This window comes from Halomonas sp. 3H, from assembly GCF_024206005.1.
GTDB classification, from domain to species: domain Bacteria; phylum Pseudomonadota; class Gammaproteobacteria; order Pseudomonadales; family Halomonadaceae; genus Halomonas; species Halomonas campaniensis.
Genome location: NZ_CP100360.1, coordinates 3,347,129 through 3,371,332, shown reverse-complemented (window position 1 = coordinate 3,371,332; position 24,204 = coordinate 3,347,129). Strand labels below are relative to the sequence as shown.

Below are 24,204 nucleotides of genomic sequence, written 5' to 3'. Positions count from 1 at the left end.
GTTCACGATGGGATGCCCGGGGGTGTGCCGGAGCGTGTAGGCGACGCGCTGTGTCCGCCTTCGCCCGATGAGCGGCCGACGGCCGCGGAAACTGGCAGGGGGGTGAGGTCGTCCCGGCGTGAGCCGTCCTGGCCGAACAGGTGGGCCACCGATGGGGCCCAGCCGAGGCGGCAGGCCTGACCTTCGACCAGCGGCTGCTTGCCGGGCAACCGGGCACGCAGTGTCTGGTTGCCCACGGCCAGGCGCAGGATGGTGTCGGCTCCCAGGTACTCGCCGTCGATCACTCTGGCGGGCAGCCCGGGGTCCCGGGGGGAAAGCACCGAGATATCCTCGGGGCGCAGCCCCAGCTCACCTCCCGCAGCCCCCAGGGGGGCGACGGCCGCACCCGGTTCTCCCTCGATCACGGCCGCCTCGCCGCTGGCCACCAGGCGCACCAGGTTCATTGCCGGGCTGCCGATGAAGCTCGCGGCAAAGGCGGTGGCGGGGCGGTTGTAGAGGGCATCCGGACTGGCGTCCTGCACGATGCGACCGTCCTGCATGAGGATCACCCGGTCGCCCATGCTCATGGCCTCGACCTGGTCATGGGTGACATAGACCACGGTCATGCCCAGTCGCGACTGCAGCGCCTTGATCTCGCGACGCATCTCGCCGCGCAGGCGGGCATCGAGGTTGGAGAGCGGTTCGTCCATCAGGCAGATGGGATGCTCGGAGATGATCGCCCTGGCCAGGGCCACCCGCTGGCGCTGGCCGCCGGAGAGCTGGGAGGGCTTGCGGTCCAGGTAGGCGCCGAGATCGACCAGTTCGGCGACCCGCTGCAGGCGTTCCCGTCGTTCCTCCCTGGGCACCTTGCGGCTGCGCAGGCCGAAGACGATGTTGTCGGCCACGTCCAGGTGCGGGAAGAGCGCATAGGACTGAAACACCATGCTGATGCCGCGATCGCCCGGCGGCAGCCGGGTCACATCGCGTTCACCGATATGGATACGCCCCGACGAGGCCTGCTCGAGCCCGGCGATCATGCGCAGGGTCGTGGACTTGCCACACCCCGAGGGGCCGAGCAGGATCACGAACTGTCCCGGCGCGACATCGAAGGAGATGGCGTCGACCGCAGGTGTCTCGCCCCAGCGCTTGCTGACCGCTTCGAGGCGAATGCGTTGCTGGCTGTCGTGGCTCATTGGGGGTCCCGATACCGATGGCACTGGCAGGCCGAGGCTGCCGTATTCCCCACAGCGTAGTCGCTGACGTGGAGCTGTCATGGGGGAATCATCCCCGGCATTGGTGACAGCCTGCTGACACTGCCGTGTCATTCCCGTGATGGATCGCTCCCCTGCGGCACGGTGGCATCGCCACACCATCCTGCCTGGTCGGGCTGACGCCTTCCCCTGCCGCTGCATTCCTGTCCTCGTTGAATAGCCGGAGGAAGACGGACGAAGGCGCTTGCCATCTCGCCGATAACTGCTGCTGCTTTACAGCCGGTGTGACGTCAGGAAGACGCGAGGGGGTTTTCAATTATGGGTCAAGATCATTTCTTTTCCCCTTTCAGATTTCTGTCAATAGCGTGAAATATTTGGCGAGTATCGTTCTCCGAAAACAAGAATGTTGTTGTCAATGCTCTCCACCAGATATTCACGAATCATTCAAGGGGAATGACATGAAGAAGACACTGATGACGGTTGCCGTTGCAGCTGCCATGGCCGCCAGTGCTGCCGGGCATGCCGCCGTGGTCTATGACCAGGACGGTACCAAGCTGGACCTCTACGGGCGCATCGCCATGGGCATCGAAGGTGGTGGCCTGGAAACGCCGACCACCGACAATGGCGAGGAGTTTGTCAACGTGGGGTCTCGGCTGCAGATCACCGGCAGCCACCAGATCACCTCCGACCTGAGTGCCTTCGCACGGGTGCAGTGGCGCTTCAATGCGGACGAGCGCGATACCGACTCCGGATTCAGTGAGGTTCGCAACAGCTACCTGGGCCTGAAGAGCGAGTGGTTCGGTACCTTCATGGCCGGTAACTACGACAGCTTCTACAGCGACTACGTGGCCGGTCCGTTCGACGTCTATATCGAGCGGGGCTACGAGATCGGCGGCGGTGGGCTCCAGGCACGCGGCGACTCCCTGGGCTATATCTCTCCCAACCTCGAGGGGTTCCAGGCCTTCATCTCCGCCAAGCACTACAGCAAGCGCGGTGAGGCCCCCGATGCCCCCTCCTCGGAAGTTGTCACCCAGGGTGGCATCAGCTACGAGGTCGATGGCCTGCGCCTGGCGCTGGGCTATGTGGATGACGAGGATGGCCGGGCCGGCGGCCAGGGCGAGAACATCTATGGCGCTACGGTGGCCTACGACATCAATGATGCCTTCTCGGCCCGCCTCGCCTACGAGACCCAGGACGACAACTACGATACGGTCGGTATCGGCATGACCTATGCCGTAGCCTCCTGGAAGTTCCATGCCGACTACTACAATATCGATGTCGAGAATTCCGGTGACCGAAACGCCTGGGCTGCCGCGGCTCACTATAAGCTGTCGAACAGCTTCGACATGTTCCTCGAGCTGAACGATGCCGACAAGGACTTCGATGCGCCTGCCGACAGCGGCATCAATGATGACCTCTACTACATCGTTGGTGCCCGCTATCACTTCTGATAGCTGACGGAATCGAAGGTCCTTTTTTCAGCTTTTCTGATTCGATCATTCTGCCGGCGACCCCACGGGGCCGCCGGCTTTTTGTCATGTCTTGAAGCGCCATCGCGGGGAGTGTTCTACTGAGTTCCGAAAGGCACCATGTCGCATGGTGCCTCGGGTGGCGCGCCGATCACAGCCTTCGGCCGTTTTCAGCGAGATGCACAGATCGAGGAGCCAGCATGTCTTCCACCGTACTGATCACCGGCGCCAACCGCGGCGTCGGTCTCGCCCTGGCCCGCCACTATGCGGATGCCGGCCGGGAGGTGATCGGCGTCTGCCGCGGCAGCGGCGATGACACCGCCGAGCTCAAGCAGGTGGCCGCCCGGGTCATCGAGGGCATTGACGTGACCCGCGCCGAGGACGTCGCCCGGCTCGCCGTGGAACTGGAGGGTCGGCGCCTCGACCTGCTGATCAATAACGCCGGCCTGCTCAAGGACGAGCGCCTGGGTGAGCTCGACTTCGACTCCATTCGCGCACAGATGGAGGTCAACGCCTATGCGCCGCTGCGCGTCACCGAGGCGCTGCTCGGCTGCCTGGGGGAGGGCAGCAAGGTGGCCAACATCACCAGCCGCATGGGCTCCATCGCCGACAACGACTCCGGCGGTCGCTACGGCTACCGGGCCTCCAAGGCGGCACTCAACGCCTTCGGCAAGTCCCTGGCCATGGACCTCAAGCCCCGCGGCATCGCCGTCGCCCAGCTTCACCCGGGCTATGTGCAGACCCGCATGGTCAACTTCGGCGGCCTGATCACCCCGGAGGAGGCGGCCGCCGGCATCGCCGAACGCATCGAGGCGTTGACCCTCGCGACCACCGGGGGCTTCTGGCACAGCAACGGCGAGGCGCTGCCCTGGTAGGGGGCGCCGGCGGGACGCGAAGGCCTCACGCCTTTGCTGACAGGGCTCAACGTCCGATCCATTCCACCAGGCTGGTCTCGCCCAGGGCGTGGCGCTCGTGGCGGATGCGGCAGGTGGCGGCGTAGGGCAGGTCGAAGGCGAGGGCGCGGGAGAGCGGCTGCTCCAGCACCTGGCGCAGCAGGGCATTGGTGACGAAGAGGTGGCAGACCACCAGCAGGTGCTTCCCCGGCGGTGCCGCCAGCAGCGCCTGCCAGGCGTCGCCGACCCGCGCATCGAAGGCCGCCGGCGTCTCGCCGCCGGGCGGAGAGGTGAGGCTGGGGTCGGCCCACAGCGCCGCCTGGCGGTCCTCACCCTCTTCGGCGGCCCGCACCTGGGCGTGGGTCCTGCCCTCCCACTCCCCCAGGGCCATCTCGGCCAGCGCGGGCTCGGTGATCACCGGCAGGTCGTGGTGCTCACCGAACCACAGGGCGAACTCCCGGCAGCGCGACAGCGGCGACGTCACGACGGCGTCCCAGGGGGGCTCGCCATTCACCATCAGCGCCTCGGTGGCGCGCCGCATCTGCTGCCAGCCGCGTTCGCTCAGGGGGTGGTCGGTGGTGCCGCGCAGCATGCGGCCGCCCACCGGCTCGCCGTGGCGGATCAGGTCCAGGGTGGTCACGTCGGCATCGGGAAAGCGCATGTTGGAGCCTCAGGTAATGGCGTGGCGCACCCGGGCGGAAATCCACTCCGAGGCCAGCACGGTGACGAAGATCATCACGAAGATCACGCTGACCTGGTTCCAGGCCAGGCTGTTGATGGCGGCGTTGAGCTGCAGGCCGATGCCGCCGGCGCCTACCAGCCCCAGCACCGTGGATTCGCGGATGTTGATGTCCCAGCGGTAGACGCTGATGCCGGCGAAGGCGGGCAGCACCTGGGGCAGCACGCCGTAGCTCATCACCTGCAGGCGGCTGGCGCCGGTAGCGCTGATCGCCTCCACGGGGGTGGGGTGGATCTCCTCGATGGCTTCATAGAGCAGCTTGCCGACGAAGCCGATGGAGCGCAGGGCGATGGCGATGATGCCGGCCAGCACCCCCGGCCCCAGGATGGTCACCAGCAGCATCGCCCAGATCAGCGAGTTGATGGAGCGCGAGGAGACGATGATCAGCAGCGCGGCGCTGCGCACCAGCGGGTGGGGCGTGGTGTTGCGTGCCGCCAGGAAGGCCACCGGAAACGCCATGGCGATGCCCAGCACGGTACCCAGGGTGGCGATGTTCATGGTGTCCCACATCGGCTTCCAGAGGCGGTGGGCGTAGGTCCACTCCGGCGGCAGCATGCGGCTGATCAGGTCGCTGCCCTGGCGGCCGGCATCCTCCACGAACACCCACATGGTGTTGTCGGAGATCACCTTCCAGCACAGCAGGAAGAGGCAGGCGGCAGCCAGCCAGGCCAGGTAGCCCAGCCACTGGGCGCGGGTGGTGCGCAGGCGCCAGATCGGCGTGCCCTGCGTCGTCGTCGAAACGGGCATGAGGAGGGTCTCCGAGGCTTACTGGGTCCAGCGCCGCACGTGGCTCGAGCCGTACTCGCAGAGCAGCACGATGGCGATGATGATCAGCAGGATGGCCGCCGAGGTGTCGTACTCGTAGCGGCTGATGGAGGTGTTGAGGGTGGCGCCGATGCCGCCGGCCCCGACGATGCCGATCACCGCCGATTCGCGGAAGTTGATGTCCAGGCGGTACATCGAGAGCCCGATCAGCCGCGGCATCACCTGGGGCTGGACGGCGTGGTTCATGGTCTGCCACCAGCTCGCCCCGGTGGCGCGAACCGCCTCCACCTGGCGCCAGTCCAGGTCCTCGATGTCCTCGGCGAGCAGCTTGGCCATGAAGCCGATGGTGGCGAAGGCCAGGGTGATCATGCCGGCCAGCGGACCGAAGCCGAACATCACCACGAAGAGGATGGCGATGATGATCTCCTGGAAGGTGCGCGACACGGTGATGATGCCCCGGCACAGGTAGTAGACCGGCCAGGGGGAGATATTGCGCGCGGCGCCCAGGCCCACCGGAATCGCCAGGGCCACACCGGTCACCGTGGAGGTGAGCGTCATGGTCAGGCTCTCGAGGATGCCGTCGAGGATGTCGCCGCGGCGGCTGACGAAGTCGGGCTGGGTGAAGGCGGCCAGGAAGTTCAGCCCGCGGCCGGCGCCCTCGGCGACCCGCGCCCAGTTGACGTCGATGGTGGAGAGTGCCAGCAGCAGATAGACCAGGCCGCCGAGCGCCAGGCCCCAGCGCAGCCTTGGGTCACGGATCAGCGGCAGTCGCCGCCATTGGCCCGCCCGGGCCATCGCCTGTCGAGTCATGAGGCGCCCCCCGTGGCCAGCGACAGGCGGGTGGCCGGCTCGGCGGAGGAAGATGAGGCTTCGTCAGCCGCCTGCCCCTGGGTGTCCCCCTCCTCCTCGCCCCAGTTCTCTTCGCCATAGATGGTGGTCAGGGTCTCGGCATCCAGCGCCTCCGGCCGCCCGTCGAAGACGATCTCCCCGGCGCGCAGGCCGACGATGCGATCGGCGAACTGTCGGGCCAGGGCCACGTCATGGATGTTGATGATGGCGCCGAGCTCGCGTTCGGCACAGAGTTCGCGGATCAGCCGCATGATCTGACGCGAGGTCTTGGGGTCCAGGCTCGCCGTGGGCTCGTCCACCAGCAGCAGCTGCGGGTCCTGAAGCAGGGCCCGGGCGATGCCCACCCGCTGGCGCTGGCCGCCGGAAAGCGCATCGGCGCGCTTGTCGATGGCATGGGGCAGGCCGACCCGCTCCAGCAGGCGGAAGGCCTCGGTGACGGCATCGGCGGGGTAGCGGCGCAGGAAGCTGCGCCAGAAGCCCACCTGGCCCAGCCGGCCGGAAAGCACGTTCTCCATCACCGTCAGGCGGTCCACCAGGGCGTACTCCTGGAAGATCATGCCCATGGCGCGGCGTGCCCGGCGCAGCTCACGGCCGGAGAGCCGGGTCAGTTCGGTGTCACCCAGGCGGATGCTGCCGCTGGTGGGCTCCACCAGGCGGTTCACGCAGCGGATCAGGGTGCTCTTGCCGGCCCCCGAGGGGCCGATCAGCGCCATCACCTGGCCGGCCGGCAGGGTGAGGTCGATATCGGTCAGGGCGCGGTCCCCGGTGGGGTAGCGCTTGGTGACCTGGGTAAGCGTCAGCATGGTCAGTCTCCCTTCACGCAGACGGGCCCGGAGAGCGAGGCCCTCCTGGCCCGTGGTGCTTTTGGCTCGATTCCGCTGTTGGAGCGCGGCCAGTGCTTGTGCGGAATCAGTCGCAGTCGTAGGTCACGCCGTTGGCCTCGGCGATGGTGCGGATTACCGACCAGTGCTCTTCATAGGTCACGGGAATGAACTGCGCCTCGCCGGAGTTGGCGAACTCGGCCTCGAGCGCCGTGCCCTCCCAGTCGTAGCTGAAGAAGGCCTGCTGGATGGCCTCCTGCAACTCCGGATGCAGGTTGTGGGCCGTGCCGTAGGCGGTGGTGGGGAAGGTCTCGGAGGTGTAGATGATCTCGTAGTCGCCCTCCTCGATGACGCCCCGGGCCAGCATGCGGTGGCCCACCGAGTTGGCGATGGCGGCCGCCTCGTAGTCCTTGTTGATGACGCCCAGGATGGAGTTGTCGTGGGAGCCGGAGAAGGCGGTCTCGAAGTCCTCGTCGGCCTCCATGCCGTACTCGCTGCGCAGGAGCGCCGAGGGTGCCCGGAAGCCGGAGTTCGAGGTGGGTGAGGTGAAGGCGAGCTGGCGTCCGGCCAGGTCCTCCATCTGCTCGATGCCGCTGCCCGGCCAGGTGATGATCTCCATCTCGTAGCCGAAGCTGCCGTCTTCCGCGGCCATGATGGTGAAGGGGCGGAAGCCGCCGCAGTTCACCGCCACGGGGACGCCGCCGGTGTTGAAGCCGGCCACGTGCAGGCGGCCGGCGCGCAGCGCCTCCTGCTGGGCGGCGTTGGACTGCACCGGGAAGAACTGCACCCGCTTGCCGGTCGCCTCGGCCAGGTGGTCGAGGAAGTCGGCCCAGACATCGGCGTAGACGGCGGGATCCTCCACCGGGGTGTAGGCGAACACCAGGGTGTCGGGGTCGACCCACTGCGACTCATCGGCGGGGATGTCGGCGATCATGTCGCCGTCAGTGTCGGTATAGCGCGACGAGAGGTCGGCGTGTGCCACCAGGCTGGTAGCGGCGATGGCACCGGCGATAGCGCCGGCCAGCAGGGTACGGTGGAAGGTCTGGGTGGTCATGTCGGCTCCATGGCGTGATGACGGGAGTGGTGATCGGCACGCTGGTCATCTTCCCGACAGGCCATGACAGCGGCGCGTCAGCGGTATGACGAAGCGGTTAACCGGGCATGACGAGACCGTGTCAGGGGAGCGTCTCGTCGATGGGGAGTGGCCACACCCGGAGGGGGCTAGCGGGCAGCTTGCAGCGAAAGGCGATATCGATAGAGTTCGACCAGGTCAGCGGCCCTGGCATCCTCATGCCAGCCGGCGGCGTAAGCCCGGGCTCGCTCTGCGAGGGTATGGCGCAGGGCGTCGTCGCTCAGGAGTCGGTTCACCTTGGACGCGAAATCGTCGAGGTCCTCCTCGGCGATCAGGCAACCCTCGCCTTCCACGAGCACGTCGCGAGTGCCCATCACCGCGGTGGAGACCACCGGGGTCCCGAGTGCCATGGCCTCCAGCAGCACCAGGCCCTGGGTCTCGGTACGCGAGGCGAAGACGAAGGCGTCGGCGGCGCGATAGGCGGCCTGCAGGGGGCCGTCGCGGTCCAGGTAGCCGAGGAACAGCACCGCACCCGACATGCCCTGCTCTCGCGCCTGCCGGGCCAGGGCCTCCTGGGCCGGCCCCTCGCCGGTGATCACCAGGCGGGTGTCCGGGTATTCGGCCAGCACCCGCGGCAGCATCTCGATCAGGAAGCCGATGTTCTTCTCGGAGGCAGCGCGCCCCACGTACAGCAGCAGCCTGGCGCTGTCCGGGAGATCATAGCGCGCGCGAAAGTCACCCGGGTCCCGCGGGCGAGTGAAGGTTTCCAGTGCCAGCCCGGTCGGGATCACCGCCATGGGCGTCGTCACGCCATAGCGTGTCAGCGAATCGTGCATGGCACGCGACGGTGCCACCAGGGCGTCGAGCTGGTGGCATTGATGCACCGAGAGACGGCGGGCGGCAAGGCGCAGCCAGGCTGACGGCAGCCAGCGCACGTAGTGGTGCAGGTACTCCTCGAAGAGGGTGTGGTAGGTGGCCACCACCGGGATGCCGAGGCGTCGCCCCAGCCTGATGCCCGCATGGTGGGCCACGAAGGGGGTGTGCACGTGGATCAGGTCGAAGGCCCCCGCGGCAAGGTGAGGTACCAGGCTGGTCACCTCCCGGTAGCGCATCATGCGGTCCTCCGGGTCGCCGGGCACGCCGCGCGAGCGAATGCGGATGACCCCCGGTTCGTCCACCTGGCCCACCGGATAGTCGGGGCAGATGAGGGTCACCGAGTGCCCCAGGCGCTCGAGGGCGCCGCGAAAGCTGGCGATGGAGGTGGAGACGCCGTTGACCCGCGGGAAGTAGACGTCCGAGACCATCAGGATCCTCAGGGTGCCATCCCCTACCCGTGCGGAGGCAAGGTGGCGCTGCAGGGTAACGGCGGCGCCTTCGGCACGCTCGGCCCGTTCGGCGCGGATCTGCCGGGCCAGGGCGTTGCCGCGCGCCAGCAGGATCAGCTGATCGATCTCCGCTTCGCTGAGCGGCTCCCGCGGGCGTCGTCGAAACATGCCAGGTGACTCTCAGGTGGTGACACCCTGCATGCTGGCGCCCCATGATGACGTTTTCGTGATGCCTGGGGTCGGCAGGCTCCGCCCGCGGGGCTTCACGGCGCGCTATGCTGAAGGCGACCGAGGCATGTCGTCTCACGGGACCCGAGGAGAACGCCCATGCTGGACCTGATCACCCACCCGGCGGAGCATGTCGTGGCGATGAAGGCGGGGGGCATCGTGACGGGCAGCGAGCTGCAGCGGGCCATCGATGCCATCGAGGCCGCCAAGCGCAATCATCCCCTGATCAGCCTGGTGGTCGAGATCGACGACCTGCGCTTCATGACCCTGACCGCGCTGCTCAAGGATGTCGGCTACGGCCTGACCCAACTCGGCGACCTCGACCGCTACCACCGCGCCGCCGTGGTCACCGACCAGGCCTGGATCGAGCTGTTCGCCGCCCTGGAGGAGCGGCTGTTCAAGGCCGTGGAGATCCGCGCCTTCGCAAGCCACGAGCATGCCGCCGCCATGGCCTGGGCGGCCGAACTGCCCCCAGGCGCCCACGAGAACCCCGAGGAGGACGGCTATCACGGCGCGTGATCCCTGTCGTCGCGGTTCACCGGTCCTTCAAATCACCCGCTTGCGAATCCAGGCGCTGACCTGCTCCACGCCGATCACCACCACCAGGATGGCCAGGATCACGGTGAGGGCCTGGTCGTAGCGGAACAGGCTCATGGCAGCGGAGAGCTCCACGCCGATGCCGCCTGCGCCGACGAGGCCCAGGACCACGGCGCTGCGCACCGCCTTCTCCACCGAGAAGAGGCTGGTGGCCACGAACGACGGCGTGCACTCGGGCAGGATGGCGCCGCACACCACGCCGCTGCGCGAGGCGCCGGTGGCGGCCAGGGCCTGGCCGGGGCCGGGGTCCACCTCCTCGATGCGCTCGGAGAAGAAGCGCGCGCAGAAGCCGATGGTGTCCATGACGATGGCCAGGATGCCGGCCAGCGGCCCGAGCCCCACGGCGACCACGAAGATCAGCGCCCACACCAGGTCCGGCACGGTGCGCAGGGTGGCCACCACGTTGCGGGCGATCACCCGAACGATCGGATGGGGGCTGGTGTTGCGGGCGCAGAGCAGCGCCATGGGCAGGCTCAGGATCACCCCGAACACCACCCCGACGATGGCCATCTGGAAGGTCTCCAGCATGGCGATGGCGATCACGTCCCAGCGGCCGAAATCCGGCGGCACCGCCTCGCCGAAGAAGGTGCCGAGGTTCGCAACGCCGCGCAGCAGGCGATCCGAGTGGATGTCGGCGCCGGAAAAGCCGCTGATGAAGAAGGCCGCGAAGGCCAGCAGCAGGATGAAGGCGATGGGGGAGGGGCGCTCAAGCCTGGGCGGGGCGCTGGGTCGGGGCGACGCTTGGCTCATCCGGTTTGGTCTCCAGGGTCGGTTGGGTCTGATAGAGCTCGGTCAGGTCCAGATCGCTGACCTGCCGGACGGGGCGGTCGAAGGCCAGGCGTCCGGCGCGCAGGCCGATCAGCCGCTCGCCGTACTCCCGGGCCAGCTCGACCTGGTGCAGCACGCAGAGCACGGTCATGCCGCGCTCGCGCACCACCGACCAGAGCAGTTCCATCACCTCGCGGCCGGCGCGGGGGTCGAGGCTGGCCACCGGCTCGTCGGCCAGCACGATCTCGGCGTCCTGCATCAGCATGCGGGCGATGGCCACGCGCTGCTGCTGGCCGCCGGAGAGGGTGTCGGTGCGGCGCGCCGCCAGGTCGGCAAGGCCGACCCGCTCCAGGGCCTCCATGGCCTCCTGGCGCGACTGCCGGCTGGCGGTCAGGGCGTGGCTGGCCAGGATGCCGCGGCGGCCCATCAGGCCGAACAGCACGTTCTGCAGCACCGAGAGGTTGCCGACCATGTTGAACTTCTGGAAGACGCAGCCGATGCGCTGGCGCAGCGGCCGCAGTTCGCGGCGGGAGGCCGAGGCGAGGTCGACGCCGGCCAGGCTGAGGCGCCCCGAGGTGGGGCGCTCCAGGCCGGTCAGGCACTTCATCAGCGTCGACTTGCCGCAGCCGTTGTGGCCGAGGATCACCACGCCTTCACCGGGGCTGACGTCGAATGACAGCCCGTCGAGGGCGCGAGTCCCGTCCGGATAGACCTTGGTAAGGGTGTCGATGCTTAGCTGCATGGAAGCTCCATCAGTCGGAGAGGCCGAGCAGCGCGTAGGACTCGCGCACCATGTCGTACTCGCTGTCGTCCACCAGCACCATCTCGGCGCCCAGGTACTTGTCGCGCTCGCCCGGGGCGAGGATCGCCTGCAGCAGGCCGTCGGGGTCGTTCATGAAGGCCTCCTGCATCTCGCTGATGCACTCGGCGGAGAGGTGCGGGCCGGCCACCATGGGATCGCCCGGCATGTCCTGGCCGCGCGCGATGATGCGGTAGTTCTCCTCACCCTGCTGGGCGACGAAGGGGGCGAAGTCGCGCACGCCGGTGCCCACGGCGTCCACCTCGCCGGCGGCCAGGGCCTGCATGCGGGCGCCGTCGAGCAGCGAGATCTGCAGGTCGCGGTCGATGTCCAGGCCGGCCTGGTGCAGCATGTAGCTGGGCATGATGTGGCCGGTGGTGGAGCCGTGGTCCTTCATGGCCACGTGCTTGCCCTTGAGGTCCTCGAGGCTCTCGATGTCGCTGTCGGTGGGGGCGATGAAGACCGAGTAGTACTCGGGACGCACGATGGCGGTGATGGGCCTGGTGCCCTCGACCCGCTCGGCCATCAGCACATACTCGGAGGGGCCGGCAAGCACGATATCGACCTGCTCGAAGCGCAGGGCGTTGATGGCGGTGGTGCGGTTGCCTACCGGGAAGAACTCCACCGTCACGCCCAGGCGCGACTCGACCTCGTCGACGAAGCCCTGGTAGGCGCGCTGCAGCTCCTCGCTGCCCTCGATGCCGGTATCGGCGAAGCGCAGGGTGGTGGGGCAGGACTCGGCGGCCTGGGCCTGAGTGGCGGCGGCGAGGGTGATGGCGGCGGCAAGAGAAAGCAGGGATGTCTTCACGGTGTCACCTCGGGATGGTTGCAGGATGCGGGTAGGGATAAGGCGCCTCTACCCTGTCAGTGCCGGATGACAGCCGCGTGTCCCGTGGGTGTCGGTCGCGTTACCTTTCGATGACGCGGGCGCATCGCAGGGCACGGCGACCGCCTTCACCACCATGGTCGGCTCGCCTTGCCGCGCACGATTCGCCATGCTGGGGCCCCACGCTGTCCGGAGTCCGCCCATGAATCTCTCGCCCGCCTATCGCCTCGCCGCCACGGTGCTGCACGGCTTCGACGAGTACCGTTCGCGGTTCAAGCAGATCACCTCCGACGCGAGCCGGCGCTTCTGCGATGCCGCCTGGCGGGAGGCCCAGCAGGCCTCGGCGGAGCGCATCAACCTCTACGAGGAGAAGGTGACGGACACCCTCGAGCGGCTGAAGCGTACCTTCGACGACGATGTGCTGGCCCACTGCGAGTGCTGGCGCGAGGCGAAGGGACACTACGCCGAGCTGATCAACCAGCGGCTGGACTACGAGCTGGCCGAGACCTTCTTCAACTCGATGTTCTGCTCGATCTTCCACCATCGGCATATCCGCGATGACTGGATGTTCGTCTACAGCTCCCGGGAGGATGCGGCGCACCACTCGGGGATCGAGCTCTGCCGGCGGCGGCCGGTGGCGGGCGACTGGGAGGCGGCGCTGGCCTGGGCACTGGCGGAGGCGCCCTTCCGCACCCCCTTCGTGGACCTGGCCCGCGACGTGGCGCTGGGCGGGGACTTCCTGGCGGGCCACCTGCCGGCGGCGATCCTGGAGGCCGGGGACACCGAGATCGAGCTGCTCAAGAGCGTCTTCTACCGCAACAAGGGGGCCTACCTGGTTGGGCGGATCCGGGGAGGCGGCGAGCAGGTGCCGCTGGTGCTGCCGGTGCTCCATGACGCGGGGGAGGGGCTGCACCTCGATACCGTGCTGATCGAGCCCGAGGAGGTGTCGATCATCTTCTCCTTCACCCGGGTCTACTTCCAGGTCGAGGTGCCGGTGCCCGGCGAGTTCGTGCAGTACCTCCAGGAGCTGATGCCCGGCAAGCCGGCCGGGGAGCTGTATGCGGCCATCGGCTTCTTCAAGCACGGCAAGACCGAGTTCTTCCGGGCCCTCAACCGCCACGTGGCCAAGCGCGAGGACCGTTTCATCATCGCCCCCGGGGTGCGCGGCATGGTGATGGCGGTCTTCGTGCTGCCGTCGTTTCGCACCGTGTTCAAGATCATCAAGGACCGCTTCGACCCCACCAAGGCGATGAGTCGCGAGAACGTCCGCGAGAAGTACCGCATGGTCAAGCGCCACGACCGGGTGGGACGCATGGCCGACACCCAGGAGTTCTCGCACTTCATCACCCGCCGTGACCACTACGACCCCGAGTGCCTGGCGCACCTGCTGGAGGTGGCGCCCTCCTCGGTGCAGCTCAAGGGCGACAAGGTGATCATCAGGCACTGCTATACCGAGCGGATGATGACGCCGCTCAACCTCTACCTGGAGCAGTGCGACGAGGCGGAGACCCGGGCTGTGCTGAAGGACTACGGCAACGCCATCAAGCAGATGGCCGCCGCCAACATCTTCCCCGGCGACATGCTGCTGAAGAACTTCGGCGTGACCCGCCATGGGCGGGTAGTCTTCTACGACTACGATGAGGTCTGCTACCTCACCGAGTGCAACTTCCGGCACATCCCCGAGCCCCTCTACCCCGAACAGGAGCTCTCCGACGAGCCTTGGTATTCCGTGGGGCCCAATGATATTTTCCCCGAGGAGTTCGGCCCCTTCCTGTTCGCCGACATCCGCCTGCGCAAGCTTTTCTACCAGCTCCACCCGGAGCTGCTGGATGCCGACTACTGGAAGGGGCTCCAGCAGGCCGTCCGCGACGGGCGGGTCATCGACGTCTACCCCTACCGCAACAAGCAGCGGTTCGCCGGCGGCGATGACAATGGCCTGGTTCACTGACCCGGACGAGAGACGACATGGGTGAACCCGCACGCCCCCACCTGGTGGTGCTGACCGGCGCCGGCATCAGCGCCGAGAGCGGCATCCAGACCTTCCGCGCCACCGACGGCCTGTGGGCCGACCATCCGGTCGAGGAGGTCGCCACTCCCGGCGGCTGGCGTCGCGACCCCGGGCGGGTGCTGCGCTTCTACAACCAGCGCCGCGACCAGGTGCGCCGGGCGCGCCCCAATGCCGCCCACAAGGCGCTGGCGGCGCTGGAGAAGCAGGGCTTCCGGGTCAGCATCATCACCCAGAACATCGATGACCTCCACGAACGGGCCGGCTCCCGCCACGTGCTGCACCTGCATGGCGAGATCCTCAAGGCGCGCTCCACGGTGGACCGCCGCATGCACTACCCGCTGCCCCGCGGCGGCATCGAACTGGGTGACCTGTGCGACAAGGGCAGCCAGCTTCGCCCCGACGTGGTGTGGTTCGGCGAGGAGGTGCCGCACTTCGGCGAGGCCTGCGAGATCGTCGGCGAGGCGGACCTGCTGCTGGTGGTGGGCACGTCGCTTGCCGTGATGCCGGCCGCCTCGCTGCTGCATCACGCGCCCTTCGACACGCCCTGCGTGCTGGTCGACCCCGAGGCCGAGGCGCTGGCCCCCCCCGGGGTCACCCGGCTCAGCCAGGCCGCCGGCAAGGGCGTGCCGGCGCTGGTGCGCCACTGGCGACGCGAGGGGCGGCTCTGGCTGCCGGCGACCCTGCTGGCCTCCTGAACGGCGGCGGGACAAGTGCTAGAATGCGGCGCCTCCTCCGATGCGGTAGCCGCCATGCAGCACGACACGCCCGACACCTGTGCCGACCGGCATCCCGACGAGTCGCTCTCCCATGACCCTGGGGCCGCTCTCTCCCGTGACCCCGGGACCGGGCATCCCCGCCCGCCGCGCCGGGAGTTCAAGGCCCGCGGCAGCTTCGTTGCGCGCTGCCCCGGCTGTCACCTGCCGGAGCTCAACTGCCTCTGCCCCTACATGGCCCGGGCGGTCAGCGACACGCGGGTGTGGCTGCTCACCCACCCCATGGAGCACCACAAGCCCACCAACACCGGCCGCCTGATCCGCGACGTGCTGCCGGACACCGAGGTCTTCACCTGGTACCGCACCACGCCGGACGAGCGGCTGCTGGCGCTGCTGGAAGACGAGCGCTACGCCCCCTTCGTGATCTTTCCCGACGACCAGCCGGACTATGCCGATCGGGTGGTGGGCATCGACGCCGTGGCAGAGGCGAAGGCGGCGGGATGGGTCCCGGCGCTCATCCTGCTGGACGGCACCTGGCGCCAGGCCCGGCGCATCTTCCGCAAGAGCCCCTACCTCGACCGGCTGCCGGTGCTCCCGCTGCGCACCGAGCGGCTGACCCGCTACCGGCTGCGCAAGCCGGCCTCCCCGGCACACCTCTGCACCGCCGAGGTGGCCGCCGAACTGCTGCGTCAGGCCGGCGACGCCGATGCCGCCCAGGTCCTGGACGACTATTTCGACGCCTTCAACGACAGCTACGCCGCCAGCCGGCGCTTCGAGAAGCTCGAGGCGCCGACGGCGGCGATGCGGCGACTGCTGGCCAGAACCGGTCGCTGACGGTTCGACTCGCGTTTCCGCTGGCGCGATCAGTCTCTGCCAGCGCGGTCACCGGGGGGCGAGTCGCGGGGCGACGGCCTTACTCCTGGTGCTTGCCGAGGATCCAGTCGACCAGCTGTTCGGCTTCCTCCTCGCTCACCTCGGCACGCTCATGGGGTTCGGGCATCGTCGCTGACCCCCAATGTTTCTCGCCTCCCATCATCACGACCTCGATCAGGTACCCGCGCATCTCCCCACCCGAGTATTTTGCGGCGATACTCGTGAAGCCTGGTGCCCTCGGCGTGTCATCTTCTCGAGCGTGACAGCTCAGGCACTGTTTCTCCTCGGCCAGTTGCTGCATGTCCTCGGATTCCGCATTGGCAGAAGCGGATCCCAGCAATAGCAGGAACAGTGCCATGGACGTAATGGCCGTTTTCATGTCTTCATTCCCCGTCTTATCCGCAAGCTTTCTTCTGGATGCTTGCCATGGATGATGGTCCGGCAGGCGGCTATGGTCCTCTCGATGGAGCACCATGGCCGCTTCATTGACCTTAGGTGAATGACCACGAGGCGGGTCCTGCTTTCTCTCATACCGACGACGCCATCTCTCATACCGATACCTGCCTCGGGATGGGTGTGGCCGGTTGGCCGTCGTCAGGCGGCACCGCTGCCGAACAGCGCGCCGGCGATGCGGAACCCGGCGATCCAGGTGCCGGCGGCGGAGCCCAGGGTGGCAAGCAGGAAGACCAGCAGGGTGCGCGAGACCCGGTTCCGCCACCAGCCCTTCAGTTCGGTGACGTCGTGGCGCAGGGTCGAGAAGTCCCGCACCTTGGGCTTGCGCAGGTAGAGCTCGACCCCGGCGGCGACGAAGCCGGCGCCGATGGTGGGGTTGAGCGAGGTGAGCGGGGCGGCGAAGAAGGTCGCCGCCACGGTCAGCGGATGGGCCAGGGCCACCAGGGTGGCCAGCGCCGAGAGGACCCCGTTGATCAGGAACCACTCGGCCACCAGCTGCCAGCCCAGCTCGGTATTGCGCGAGAAGCCGATGGCGAAGCCGGTCAGTACCAGCGCGGTGATCAGCCAGGGCAGCGCCTTCCAGACCTTCGACGGGGGCGGCGTCACCTCCAGCTGCCGGCGCTCGGCGGTCGGGTCGGCCGGGGGCGCTGCCTCCAGGTCTTCCGCCATGCCCTTCATATGGCCGGCGCCGATGACCACCAGCACGTGCCGGTAGCGCCCGGGGGGGGCGTCCTCCGCCAGGCGCAGCACCATGTAGCGGTCCCGTTCGGTGATCAGCGGCGTGTAGAGGGTCTCGGACTCGGCGGCGAACTCGCTGAAGGTGGACTCCAGCACGTCCCCCTCCTTGAGCCGCTCGATCTCCTCGGCGGAGACATCCTGGCGCGACAGCACGCTGCCGAGCAGCCCCGAGAACAGCGAGAAGCGCTGCCACCAGGGCACGTTGTGGTAGATGCGCTTGAGGGTCACGCCGACGTCGCGGTCGATCAGCATCAGCGGCAGGCCCGCCGTGCGGCTCTCCTCGAGGGCGGCACGCATCTCGGCGCCGGGCTCGATGCCGGACTGCTCGGCCACGCGCTGCTGGAAGGCGCCCAGCGCCAGGCTCGCCGCCACCATGCCGGCCTTGCCCTGGCGGAAGATCTCGAACAGGTCCTGGTTGTGCATGGCATCCGGGTTGTCGAGGCTCTGGTGGCGGGAGTCGCACAGCTCGATGGCCACGGCGTCGAACTCGCCGGAGCGTATCAGCGCGCGTACGTCGGCGGCGCTCTCGGCGGAGACATGGGCGGTGCCCAGCAGGGTGTAGCGGGTATCGCCCACCTGGATGACGCGGCGCGGGCCGGTGACGCCGGCCGCCGGCTCGGTGGGCATCGCGGTGTCCTGGGAGTCGGTCATGGACGCTCGGTATGAAGGAGTGAGAAGGGGATTATCCACGATGGACCGTTGCCGGCCAAATCCCCTCAGCGCCGCCAGAAGGCGGGGGTAAACAGCACCAGCACGGTGAAGATCTCCAGGCGGCCGAGCAGCATGGCAATCACCAGGATCCACTTGGCCAGGCTCGGCAGGTCGCCGTAGTGCCCGGAGGCCTCGCCCAGCGCCGGGCCCAGGTTGTTGAGCGCAGAGGCGACGGTGGACCAGGCAGTGACCTGGTCGACCCCGGTGGCCATCACCCCCACCAGCATCAGGAAGAACAGCATCACGTAGACCGAGAAGAAGCCCCACACCGCCTGGGCGATGCCGTCCGGCACGCTCACCTTGCCCACCTTCACCGAGATCACCGCATTGGGATGGATCAGGCGCATCACCTCGCGCATGCCCTGCTTGAGGATCAGGATGATGCGGATCACCTTCATGCCGCCGCCGGTGGAGCCGGAGCAGCCGCCAACGAAGGCGGCCATGAACAGCAGGAAGGGCAGTGCCCCCGGCCAGGCCGAGAAGTCGGCCACACCGAAGCCGGCGGTGGTGGCCACCGATACCACCTGGAAGATGCCGTGGCGCAGGCCGCGTTCGGTGCCGTAGGTCTCGGTGAGCCACAGCGAGACCACGGTGATCACCGCCAGGCCCAGCAGGAACAGCAGCAGGAAGCGTGCCTCCGGGTCCTGGAAGTAGTGCGTCACGCTGCGCTGTCGCCAGGCGACGAAGTGCAGGCTGAAGCTGACCGCGGAGACGATCAGGAAGAAGACGCAGATCATCTCGATCAGGGCGCTGTCGAAGTGGCCGATGCTGGCGTCGTAGGTGGAGAAGCCGCCGATGGCCACGGTGGAGAAGCTGTGGCCCAGGGCGTCGAACCAGTCCATGCCGGCGGCCATGTAGGCGAGCATGCAGGCCACGGTGAGGGAGGCGTAGATGTACCAGAGCGCCTTGGCGGTCTCGGTGATGCGCGGGGTGAGCTTGGAGTCCTTGAGGGGGCCCGGGATCTCGGTGCGGTAGAGGGCCATGCCGCCGACGCCCAGCGTCGGCAGGATCGCCACGGCCAGTACCACGATACCCATGCCGCCCAACCACTGTAGCTGCTGGCGGTAGTAGAGGATCGACTCGGGCAGGGCCTCGATGCCGGTGATCACGGTGGCGCCGGTGGTGGTCAGCCCCGAGAAGGACTCGAACACCGCATCGGTGATCGAGAGGGCGGACTCACCGGTGAGCATCAGCGGCAGCGAGCCGAACAGCGCCAGCACGCTCCAGAACAGCGCGGCGATCAGGAAGCCGTCGCGGGTGCGCAGCTCCTTGCGGGCCCCGCGGTTGGGCAGGTACATCACGGCGCCGGTCACCACCGTAATGGCGATGGCGATGGCGAAGGCCTGCCACTGGCCGTCGCCGAACAGCAGCGAGACCAGGATCGGCGGCATCATGGTCAGGCTGAACAGCATCAGCAGCAGCCCCAGGATGCGCAGGATCATGCGCAGGCTCATTGCGCGGTGCTCCCCGAGAAGATCATGTCAGAAGAAGGTCAGGCCGACCTGGAACAGCCGCTCCACGTCGCGAATGCGGCGCTTGTCGATCACGAACAGGATCACGTGGTCGCCGGACTCCACCACCACGTCGTCGTGGGCGATCAGCACCTCCTTGCCGCGCACGATGGCGCCGATGGTGGTGCCCCGCGGCAGCTCGATCTCGCCGATGGCACGCCCCACCACCTTCGACGACTGGGTGTCGCCGTGGGCGATCGCCTCGATGGCCTCCGCCGCGCCGCGGCGCAGCGAGTGCACGTTGACGATGTCGCCGCGCCGCACGTGGGTCAGCAGGCTGCCGATGGTGGCCTGCTGGGGCGAGATGGCGATGTCGATCTCGCCGCCCTGCACCAGGTCCACGTAGGCGGCGTTGTTGATCAGCGTCAGCACCTTCTTGGCGCCCATGCGCTTGGCCAGCATCGACGACATGATGTTGACCTCGTCGTCGTTGGTCAGCGCGCAGAAGATGTCGCACTCCTCGACGTTCTCCTCCTCCAGGAGCCGCTTGCTGGTGGCGCTACCGTGCAACACCACGGTGCGGTCGAGGCGCTCGGAGAGCACCGTGCAGCGCTCCAGGTTGTGCTCGATGATCTTCACCTGGTGGCTATGCTCCAGGTGCTCGGCGAGGCGCTCGCCGATGTTGCCGCCACCGGCGATCACCACCCGGCGGAAGTCCCGGTCGAGGCGGCGCAGCTCGCTCATCACCGCGCGGATGTCACGGCGGGCGGCGATGAAGAACACCTCGTCGTCGGCCTCGATCACGGTGTCGCCACGGGGAATGATCGGCCGGTTGCGGCGATAGATGGCGGCGACGCGGGTATCCACGCTGGGCATGTGGCGGCGCAGGAAGGCCAGGTCCTGGCCCACCAGCGGGCCGCCGTAGATCGCCTTGACCGCCACCAGCTGCACCAGCCCGCCGGCAAACTCCAGCACCTGCAGGGCGCCGGGGTGCTCGATCAGCCGGCGGATATGGTCGGTGACCACCTGCTCGGGGCTGATCAGCACGTCGATGGGCACCGCCTCGTGGGCGAACAGCCCCTTGCGGGTCAGGTAGGCGGTGGCGCGCACCCGGGCGATCTTGGTGGGGGTGCGGAACAGGGTGTGGGCGACCTGGCAGGCGATCATGTTGACCTCGTCCTGGCTGGTCACTGCGATCAGCATGTCGGCGTCCTCGCAGCCCGCCTGGCGCAGCACCATGGGGTAGGAGCCGGGCCCCACCACGGTGCGGATGTCGAGGCGGGTGTGCAGCTCGCGCAGCCGGTCGCCGTCGGTGTCCACCACCGTGATGTCGTTTTCCTCGCGGGCCAGGTGCTCGGCCAGGGTGCCGCCGACCTGGCCGGCGCCGAGAATGATGATCTTCATTGCTTGTCGTTATCCGCTGTCATCGAGGGCGGCACGGATGGTGCGCCGCAGCACGGTGACGGCAAGCCTAAACCAGCCGTCGCGAGAAAGACAGGGGGCGGCCCGGGATCAGTCCAGGGTGAAGCCCACCTTGAGGGTGACCTGCCAGTGGGCCACCCGGCCATGCTCGATATGGCCACGGGTGTCGGTGACCTCGAACCAGCGCATGCCGTGCAGGCTCTCGGCGGCCTTGGCGATGGCGTTGCGGATCGCCTCCTCGATGCTCTTCTCGGAGGAACCGGTCAGCTCGATATGCTTGTAGGTATGGTTGCTCATGCGGACTCCTGTCGCGTGCCGGATGGGGGATGGGCAGCCGGTGGCTCAGCCCGACCGCTTCCTCAGTCTGGCATAGAAGAAGCCATCGTGGCTGTCGATCTCCGGCAGCAGCTGGCGGCCGGCGCCGGCCTCGCGTCCCCAGGCCACGTCGAGGGGAGTGGTGGACTCGGCATCCGGGGTGCGCGCCAGGAAGGCGTCGACCTGGTCGCTGTTCTCCTCGGGGAGCACCGAGCAGGTGGCGTAGAGCAGGGTGCCGCCGGGCCGCAGCAGCGGCCAGAGGTTGTCGAGCAGCCGCGCCTGCAGCGCCGCCAGCGACGTGATGTCCGAGGGGCGGCGCAGCCGCTTGATGTCGGGGTGGCGGCGGATCACGCCGGTACCGGAGCAGGGCGCATCGAGCAGGATGGCCTCGAAGGGCACCCCGTCCCACCAGTCGAGGGCGGTGGCGTCACCATGGGCGAGCCGCGCGGAGAGGTTCAGCCGGGCCAGGGCGTCCTCGACCCGGGCCAGGCGCTCGGCATCGCTGTCCACGGCCTGCATGTCGATGTCGAACACCTCGAGCAGGTGGGCGGTCTTGCCGCCGGGGGCGCAGCAGGCATCCAGCACCCGGGCGCCGGGGCGCGGTGCCAGTGCCGGGCCGAGCAGTACGGTGGCCAGCTGGGCGGCCTCGTCCTGGACGCTGACGTGGCCCTCGTCGAAGCCCGGCAGGGCGTGGACGTCGCAGGGCGTCTCCAGGGTGATGCCGTCCGGGGCGTGCAGGCAGAGCCGGCCCTCCAGGCCGGCGGCGGCCAGCCGGTCGATGTAGGCCTCGCGGTCGCCGTGGCGGCGGTTGACCCGTAGCGTCATCGGGCCGGGCTCGTTGTTGGCCGCGGCGATGGCGCGCCAGTCGTCGGGCCAGGCCTGGCGCAGCGCCTTGAGCAGCCATTTCGGGTGCAGCAGGGCGACCGCCGGGTCCCGGTCCACTTCGGCCTGGAGCTCGGCGGCCTCCCGCTGCAGGCGGCGCAGGCAGCCGTTGAGCACCCGGGTCGCCCACTCCTTGCCGAGCAGGCGGGCGGCGCCGGCCGTTTCGCCCACCGCGGCATGGGCCGGGATGCGCAGGTAGAGCAGCTGGTGGATCCCCAGCAGCAGCAGCGCCTGGACGTCGGCATCGCGCGCCTTGAAGGGCTTCACCAGCAGCTTCGTCGCCAGGGCCTCGAGGCGCGGCAGGGTGCGGCAGGTGCCGTAGCAGAGCGCCTTGAACAGGGCCCGGTCGCGGGCCACCACCTGGTGGTCGTCCAGGCCGGCCAGTGAGCCCTTGCCGGCGATCACCGGCGCCAGGGCCCGGGCGGCGGCGGCGCGCACCGCCAGGCCGCCGTCGTTCTGCAGGCCACGGGGAGCCGGCCCCCGGCGGTTGTCGGGTGTCTGCTGGCTCATGCCGGCGTCTCCTCGTCCTGGTGGCCCAGGCGCAGGCCCGGGGGGAAGCGGTCGCCACGGGCCCGCAGCAGTTCGCCGACGGGCAGGGCCTTGCCGCCGGGCAGCTGGGCGCGGGTCACCCGCAGTACCTCGCGGCCGTCGGGGCCGCAGGCGATGCGCAGGGCGTCATCGTCATGGCCGAGCAGGGTGCCCGGCGCGGCGGGCGACTCGCCGGCAACGGGCGCGCCCGCCTCCGCCAGCAGCAGCCGCAAGCGGTCGCCGTCGAAGCGGCACCAGGCCACCGGCCAGGGGTTGAAGGCGCGGACCCGGGCGGCCAGCTCGGCGGCGGGCCGGCGGAAATCGAGCTCGGCCTCGGCCTTGGAAAGCTTGGCCGCATAGCTGACGCCGGTCTCGGGCTGAGGCGTGGCGGGCAGGCCATCGCCGGCGAGGGCGTCCAGCGCCTCGACGATGGCCTCGCCGCCCAGCGCGGCCAGGGTGTCGTGGAGTTCGCCGCCGGTGGTGGCGGCGGTGATCGGGGCAGGGCGCACCAGCAGCATGTCGCCGGTGTCGAGTCCCTCGTCCATCTGCATGATGGTCACGCCACTCTCTGTGTCGCCGGCCTCGATGGCGCGCTGGATGGGGGCCGCACCGCGCCAGCGCGGCAGCAGCGAGGCGTGGACGTTGAGGCAGCCCAGCGGCGGGATTGCCAGTACCGCTCTCGGCAGGATCAGGCCGTAGGCCACCACCACCATGATGTCGGCCCCCAGGGCGGCCAGTTCGGCCTGGACGTCCGCCGCCTTGAGCGTCTCGGGCTGGTGGACCGGCAGGCCATGCGCGAGGGCCAGCGCCTTGACGGGGCTGGGGGTCAGCTTGCGCCCGCGGCCAGCCGGGCGGTCCGGCTGGGTATAGACGGCGATGACGCGGTGTCGGCTGGCCAGCAGCGCCTGCAGACTCTCGGCGGCGAAGTCGGGCGTGCCGGCGAAGATGACGCTGAGGGAGTGAGAGTCGTGGGGTCGGGACATGTTCAGGGCCTTGCCGGAGTGGATGCCCCTTCATGATAACGGAGCCGGCCGCAAACGACGAAGGCCGACGCGGGTGCGTCGGCCTTCGGGGGGAACCTGAGCGGCGGATTCAGGCGGGTTGCATCAGCCGGTGGCGCTTCTGCATCTTCTTCATCACCCGGTCGCGCTTGAGTGGCGACAGGTAGTCGACGAACAGCACGCCCTCGAGGTGGTCGTGCTCGTGCTGGATGCAGTGGGCCAGCAGGCCGTCGGCCTCGAGCTCGTAGGGTTGGCCGTCGCGATCCAGCGCCTTGAGGTGGACCCTGAGCGCGCGGGGCACGTCGGCGTAGTACTCGGGGATCGACAGGCAGCCCTCTTGCATCGGCTCCCGCTCGTCGCCCATGGGGGTGTATTCGGGGTTGATCAGCACCAGCGGGCGTGACTGGTCGTCGCTGACGTCCATGACGATAACCCGGCGATGCACGTCCACCTGGGTGGCGGCCAGCCCGATGCCCCGGGCGGCATACATGGTCTCGAGCATGTCGTCGACCAGCTGGCGGACCTCGTCGTCGACCGTCTCGACCGGCGCTGCCCGGGTGCGCAGCCGCTCGTCGGGGAATTCGAGGATCGGTAATTTGGCCATGGCGTTGGATTCACCGTTATGCTGTCATTTACAAGATGACACTATTCTAGAAGTGCGCAGGCGGTGGCGAAACCGCCGATCACGCATCACATCGATAACCTCAGACTATATCACGCCGTCATCGTTCCAGGGTGACAGGCGTGGGGAAGGCAACGCGGGGGACA

24 protein-coding genes are annotated in these 24,204 nt (G+C 68.5%); 6 read left to right on the top strand and 18 right to left on the bottom strand.

All coding sequences use genetic code 11. The features are described from left to right. Positions 1-2: 2 nt before the first annotated feature. Positions 3-1,172 (bottom strand): ABC transporter ATP-binding protein, encoded by a 1,170-nt coding sequence (locus NFC98_RS15530; RefSeq protein WP_254275815.1) that lies wholly within the window; start codon positions 1,170-1,172, stop codon positions 3-5. Positions 1,173-1,648: 476 nt separating this feature from the next. On the opposite strand from NFC98_RS15530, the gene NFC98_RS15525 reads away from it, so the two are divergent. Beyond that, on the top strand, positions 1,649-2,641 hold the full coding sequence (locus NFC98_RS15525; RefSeq protein ID WP_254275814.1) for a porin: 993 nt from the start codon (positions 1,649-1,651) through the stop codon (positions 2,639-2,641). A 218-nt stretch (positions 2,642-2,859) separates the two neighbouring features. Continuing rightward, the gene (locus NFC98_RS15520) at positions 2,860-3,534 is read left to right on the top strand and encodes an SDR family oxidoreductase (RefSeq protein WP_254275813.1); all 675 of its coding nucleotides are present in this window, start codon (positions 2,860-2,862) and stop codon (positions 3,532-3,534) included. 46 nt (positions 3,535-3,580) lie between these two features. Here NFC98_RS15520 and NFC98_RS15515 read toward each other — a convergent pair whose 3' ends face one another. The 6 genes from NFC98_RS15515 to NFC98_RS15490 all read right to left on the bottom strand — a co-directional run bounded on the left by NFC98_RS15515 (position 3,581) and on the right by NFC98_RS15490 (position 9,291). Beyond that, positions 3,581-4,213 (bottom strand): histidine phosphatase family protein, encoded by a 633-nt coding sequence (locus NFC98_RS15515; RefSeq protein ID WP_254275812.1) that lies wholly within the window; start codon positions 4,211-4,213, stop codon positions 3,581-3,583. 9 nt (positions 4,214-4,222) lie between these two features. Continuing rightward, the gene (gene phnE / locus NFC98_RS15510; protein WP_254275811.1) at positions 4,223-5,038 is read right to left on the bottom strand and encodes a phosphonate ABC transporter, permease protein PhnE; all 816 of its coding nucleotides are present in this window, start codon (positions 5,036-5,038) and stop codon (positions 4,223-4,225) included. Positions 5,039-5,056: 18 nt separating this feature from the next. Then, on the bottom strand, positions 5,057-5,866 hold the full coding sequence (phnE, locus tag NFC98_RS15505) for a phosphonate ABC transporter, permease protein PhnE (protein ID WP_254275810.1): 810 nt from the start codon (positions 5,864-5,866) through the stop codon (positions 5,057-5,059). Then, entirely contained in the window at positions 5,863-6,708 is an 846-nt protein-coding gene (gene phnC / locus NFC98_RS15500) for a phosphonate ABC transporter ATP-binding protein (protein ID WP_254275809.1), read from the bottom strand. Before phnC (NFC98_RS15500) ends, phnE (NFC98_RS15505) begins: the two co-directional genes overlap by 4 nt. A gap of 106 nt (positions 6,709-6,814) precedes the next feature. Then, complete coding sequence (gene phnD / locus NFC98_RS15495; protein WP_254275808.1) at positions 6,815-7,780, bottom strand: phosphate/phosphite/phosphonate ABC transporter substrate-binding protein; 966 nt, start codon at positions 7,778-7,780, stop codon at positions 6,815-6,817. Between the two features lie 167 nt (positions 7,781-7,947). Further along, entirely contained in the window at positions 7,948-9,291 is a 1,344-nt protein-coding gene (locus tag NFC98_RS15490) for a glycosyltransferase (RefSeq protein ID WP_254275807.1), read from the bottom strand. A gap of 159 nt (positions 9,292-9,450) precedes the next feature. On the opposite strand from NFC98_RS15490, the gene NFC98_RS15485 reads away from it, so the two are divergent. After that, on the top strand, positions 9,451-9,870 hold the full coding sequence (locus NFC98_RS15485; RefSeq protein ID WP_254275806.1) for an STAS/SEC14 domain-containing protein: 420 nt from the start codon (positions 9,451-9,453) through the stop codon (positions 9,868-9,870). A gap of 27 nt (positions 9,871-9,897) precedes the next feature. Here NFC98_RS15485 and phnE (NFC98_RS15480) read toward each other — a convergent pair whose 3' ends face one another. Genes phnE (NFC98_RS15480) through phnD (NFC98_RS15470) form a run of 3 tightly spaced genes read right to left on the bottom strand, consistent with a single transcriptional unit; the run spans position 9,898 to position 12,323 of the window. Continuing rightward, positions 9,898-10,698 (bottom strand): phosphonate ABC transporter, permease protein PhnE, encoded by an 801-nt coding sequence (phnE, locus tag NFC98_RS15480; RefSeq protein WP_254275805.1) that lies wholly within the window; start codon positions 10,696-10,698, stop codon positions 9,898-9,900. Then, positions 10,655-11,458: a phosphonate ABC transporter ATP-binding protein gene (gene phnC, locus NFC98_RS15475; RefSeq protein WP_254275804.1), complete on the bottom strand. Its 804-nt coding sequence runs from the start codon at positions 11,456-11,458 to the stop codon at positions 10,655-10,657. The genes phnE (NFC98_RS15480) and phnC (NFC98_RS15475) overlap by 44 nt, the downstream gene beginning before the upstream one ends. A gap of 10 nt (positions 11,459-11,468) precedes the next feature. After that, entirely contained in the window at positions 11,469-12,323 is an 855-nt protein-coding gene (gene phnD / locus NFC98_RS15470) for a phosphate/phosphite/phosphonate ABC transporter substrate-binding protein (protein ID WP_254275803.1), read from the bottom strand. 220 nt (positions 12,324-12,543) lie between these two features. Between phnD (NFC98_RS15470) and aceK the strand changes: the two genes are divergently transcribed. From aceK to NFC98_RS15455, 3 genes are read left to right on the top strand one after another with little or no spacing between them, the layout of a single operon-like run. Continuing rightward, complete coding sequence (aceK, locus tag NFC98_RS15465) at positions 12,544-14,289, top strand: bifunctional isocitrate dehydrogenase kinase/phosphatase (protein ID WP_254275802.1); 1,746 nt, start codon at positions 12,544-12,546, stop codon at positions 14,287-14,289. A 17-nt stretch (positions 14,290-14,306) separates the two neighbouring features. After that, positions 14,307-15,044 carry an NAD-dependent deacylase gene (locus tag NFC98_RS15460; protein ID WP_254275801.1) on the top strand — a complete coding sequence of 246 codons (738 nt, stop codon included), beginning with the start codon at positions 14,307-14,309 and terminating at the stop codon, positions 15,042-15,044. A 54-nt stretch (positions 15,045-15,098) separates the two neighbouring features. After that, a complete protein-coding gene (locus NFC98_RS15455; RefSeq protein WP_254275800.1) occupies positions 15,099-15,896 on the top strand; it encodes a tRNA-uridine aminocarboxypropyltransferase in 798 nt (265 codons plus the stop codon). A gap of 79 nt (positions 15,897-15,975) precedes the next feature. On the opposite strand, the gene NFC98_RS15450 is transcribed toward NFC98_RS15455, so the two are convergent. The 8 genes from NFC98_RS15450 to def all read right to left on the bottom strand — a co-directional run bounded on the left by NFC98_RS15450 (position 15,976) and on the right by def (position 24,040). Then, positions 15,976-16,314, bottom strand: coding sequence for a c-type cytochrome (locus NFC98_RS15450; RefSeq protein WP_254275799.1), 339 nt, complete (start codon positions 16,312-16,314; stop codon positions 15,976-15,978). A gap of 215 nt (positions 16,315-16,529) precedes the next feature. After that, positions 16,530-17,777 carry a TraB/GumN family protein gene (locus NFC98_RS15445; RefSeq protein WP_254275798.1) on the bottom strand — a complete coding sequence of 416 codons (1,248 nt, stop codon included), beginning with the start codon at positions 17,775-17,777 and terminating at the stop codon, positions 16,530-16,532. A gap of 65 nt (positions 17,778-17,842) precedes the next feature. Then, positions 17,843-19,291, bottom strand: coding sequence for a TrkH family potassium uptake protein (locus NFC98_RS15440; protein WP_254275797.1), 1,449 nt, complete (start codon positions 19,289-19,291; stop codon positions 17,843-17,845). A gap of 27 nt (positions 19,292-19,318) precedes the next feature. Then, a complete protein-coding gene (gene trkA, locus NFC98_RS15435; protein WP_254275796.1) occupies positions 19,319-20,692 on the bottom strand; it encodes a Trk system potassium transporter TrkA in 1,374 nt (457 codons plus the stop codon). A 108-nt stretch (positions 20,693-20,800) separates the two neighbouring features. Then, entirely contained in the window at positions 20,801-21,007 is a 207-nt protein-coding gene (locus NFC98_RS15430) for a dodecin (protein ID WP_254275795.1), read from the bottom strand. Between the two features lie 45 nt (positions 21,008-21,052). Further along, positions 21,053-22,417 (bottom strand): 16S rRNA (cytosine(967)-C(5))-methyltransferase RsmB, encoded by a 1,365-nt coding sequence (gene rsmB, locus NFC98_RS15425; protein WP_254275794.1) that lies wholly within the window; start codon positions 22,415-22,417, stop codon positions 21,053-21,055. Then, positions 22,414-23,418: a methionyl-tRNA formyltransferase gene (gene fmt / locus NFC98_RS15420; protein ID WP_254275793.1), complete on the bottom strand. Its 1,005-nt coding sequence runs from the start codon at positions 23,416-23,418 to the stop codon at positions 22,414-22,416. Before fmt ends, rsmB begins: the two co-directional genes overlap by 4 nt. Positions 23,419-23,527: 109 nt before the next feature. Then, the gene (def, locus tag NFC98_RS15415; RefSeq protein ID WP_254275792.1) at positions 23,528-24,040 is read right to left on the bottom strand and encodes a peptide deformylase; all 513 of its coding nucleotides are present in this window, start codon (positions 24,038-24,040) and stop codon (positions 23,528-23,530) included. Between the last annotated feature and the right edge of the window lie 164 nt (positions 24,041-24,204).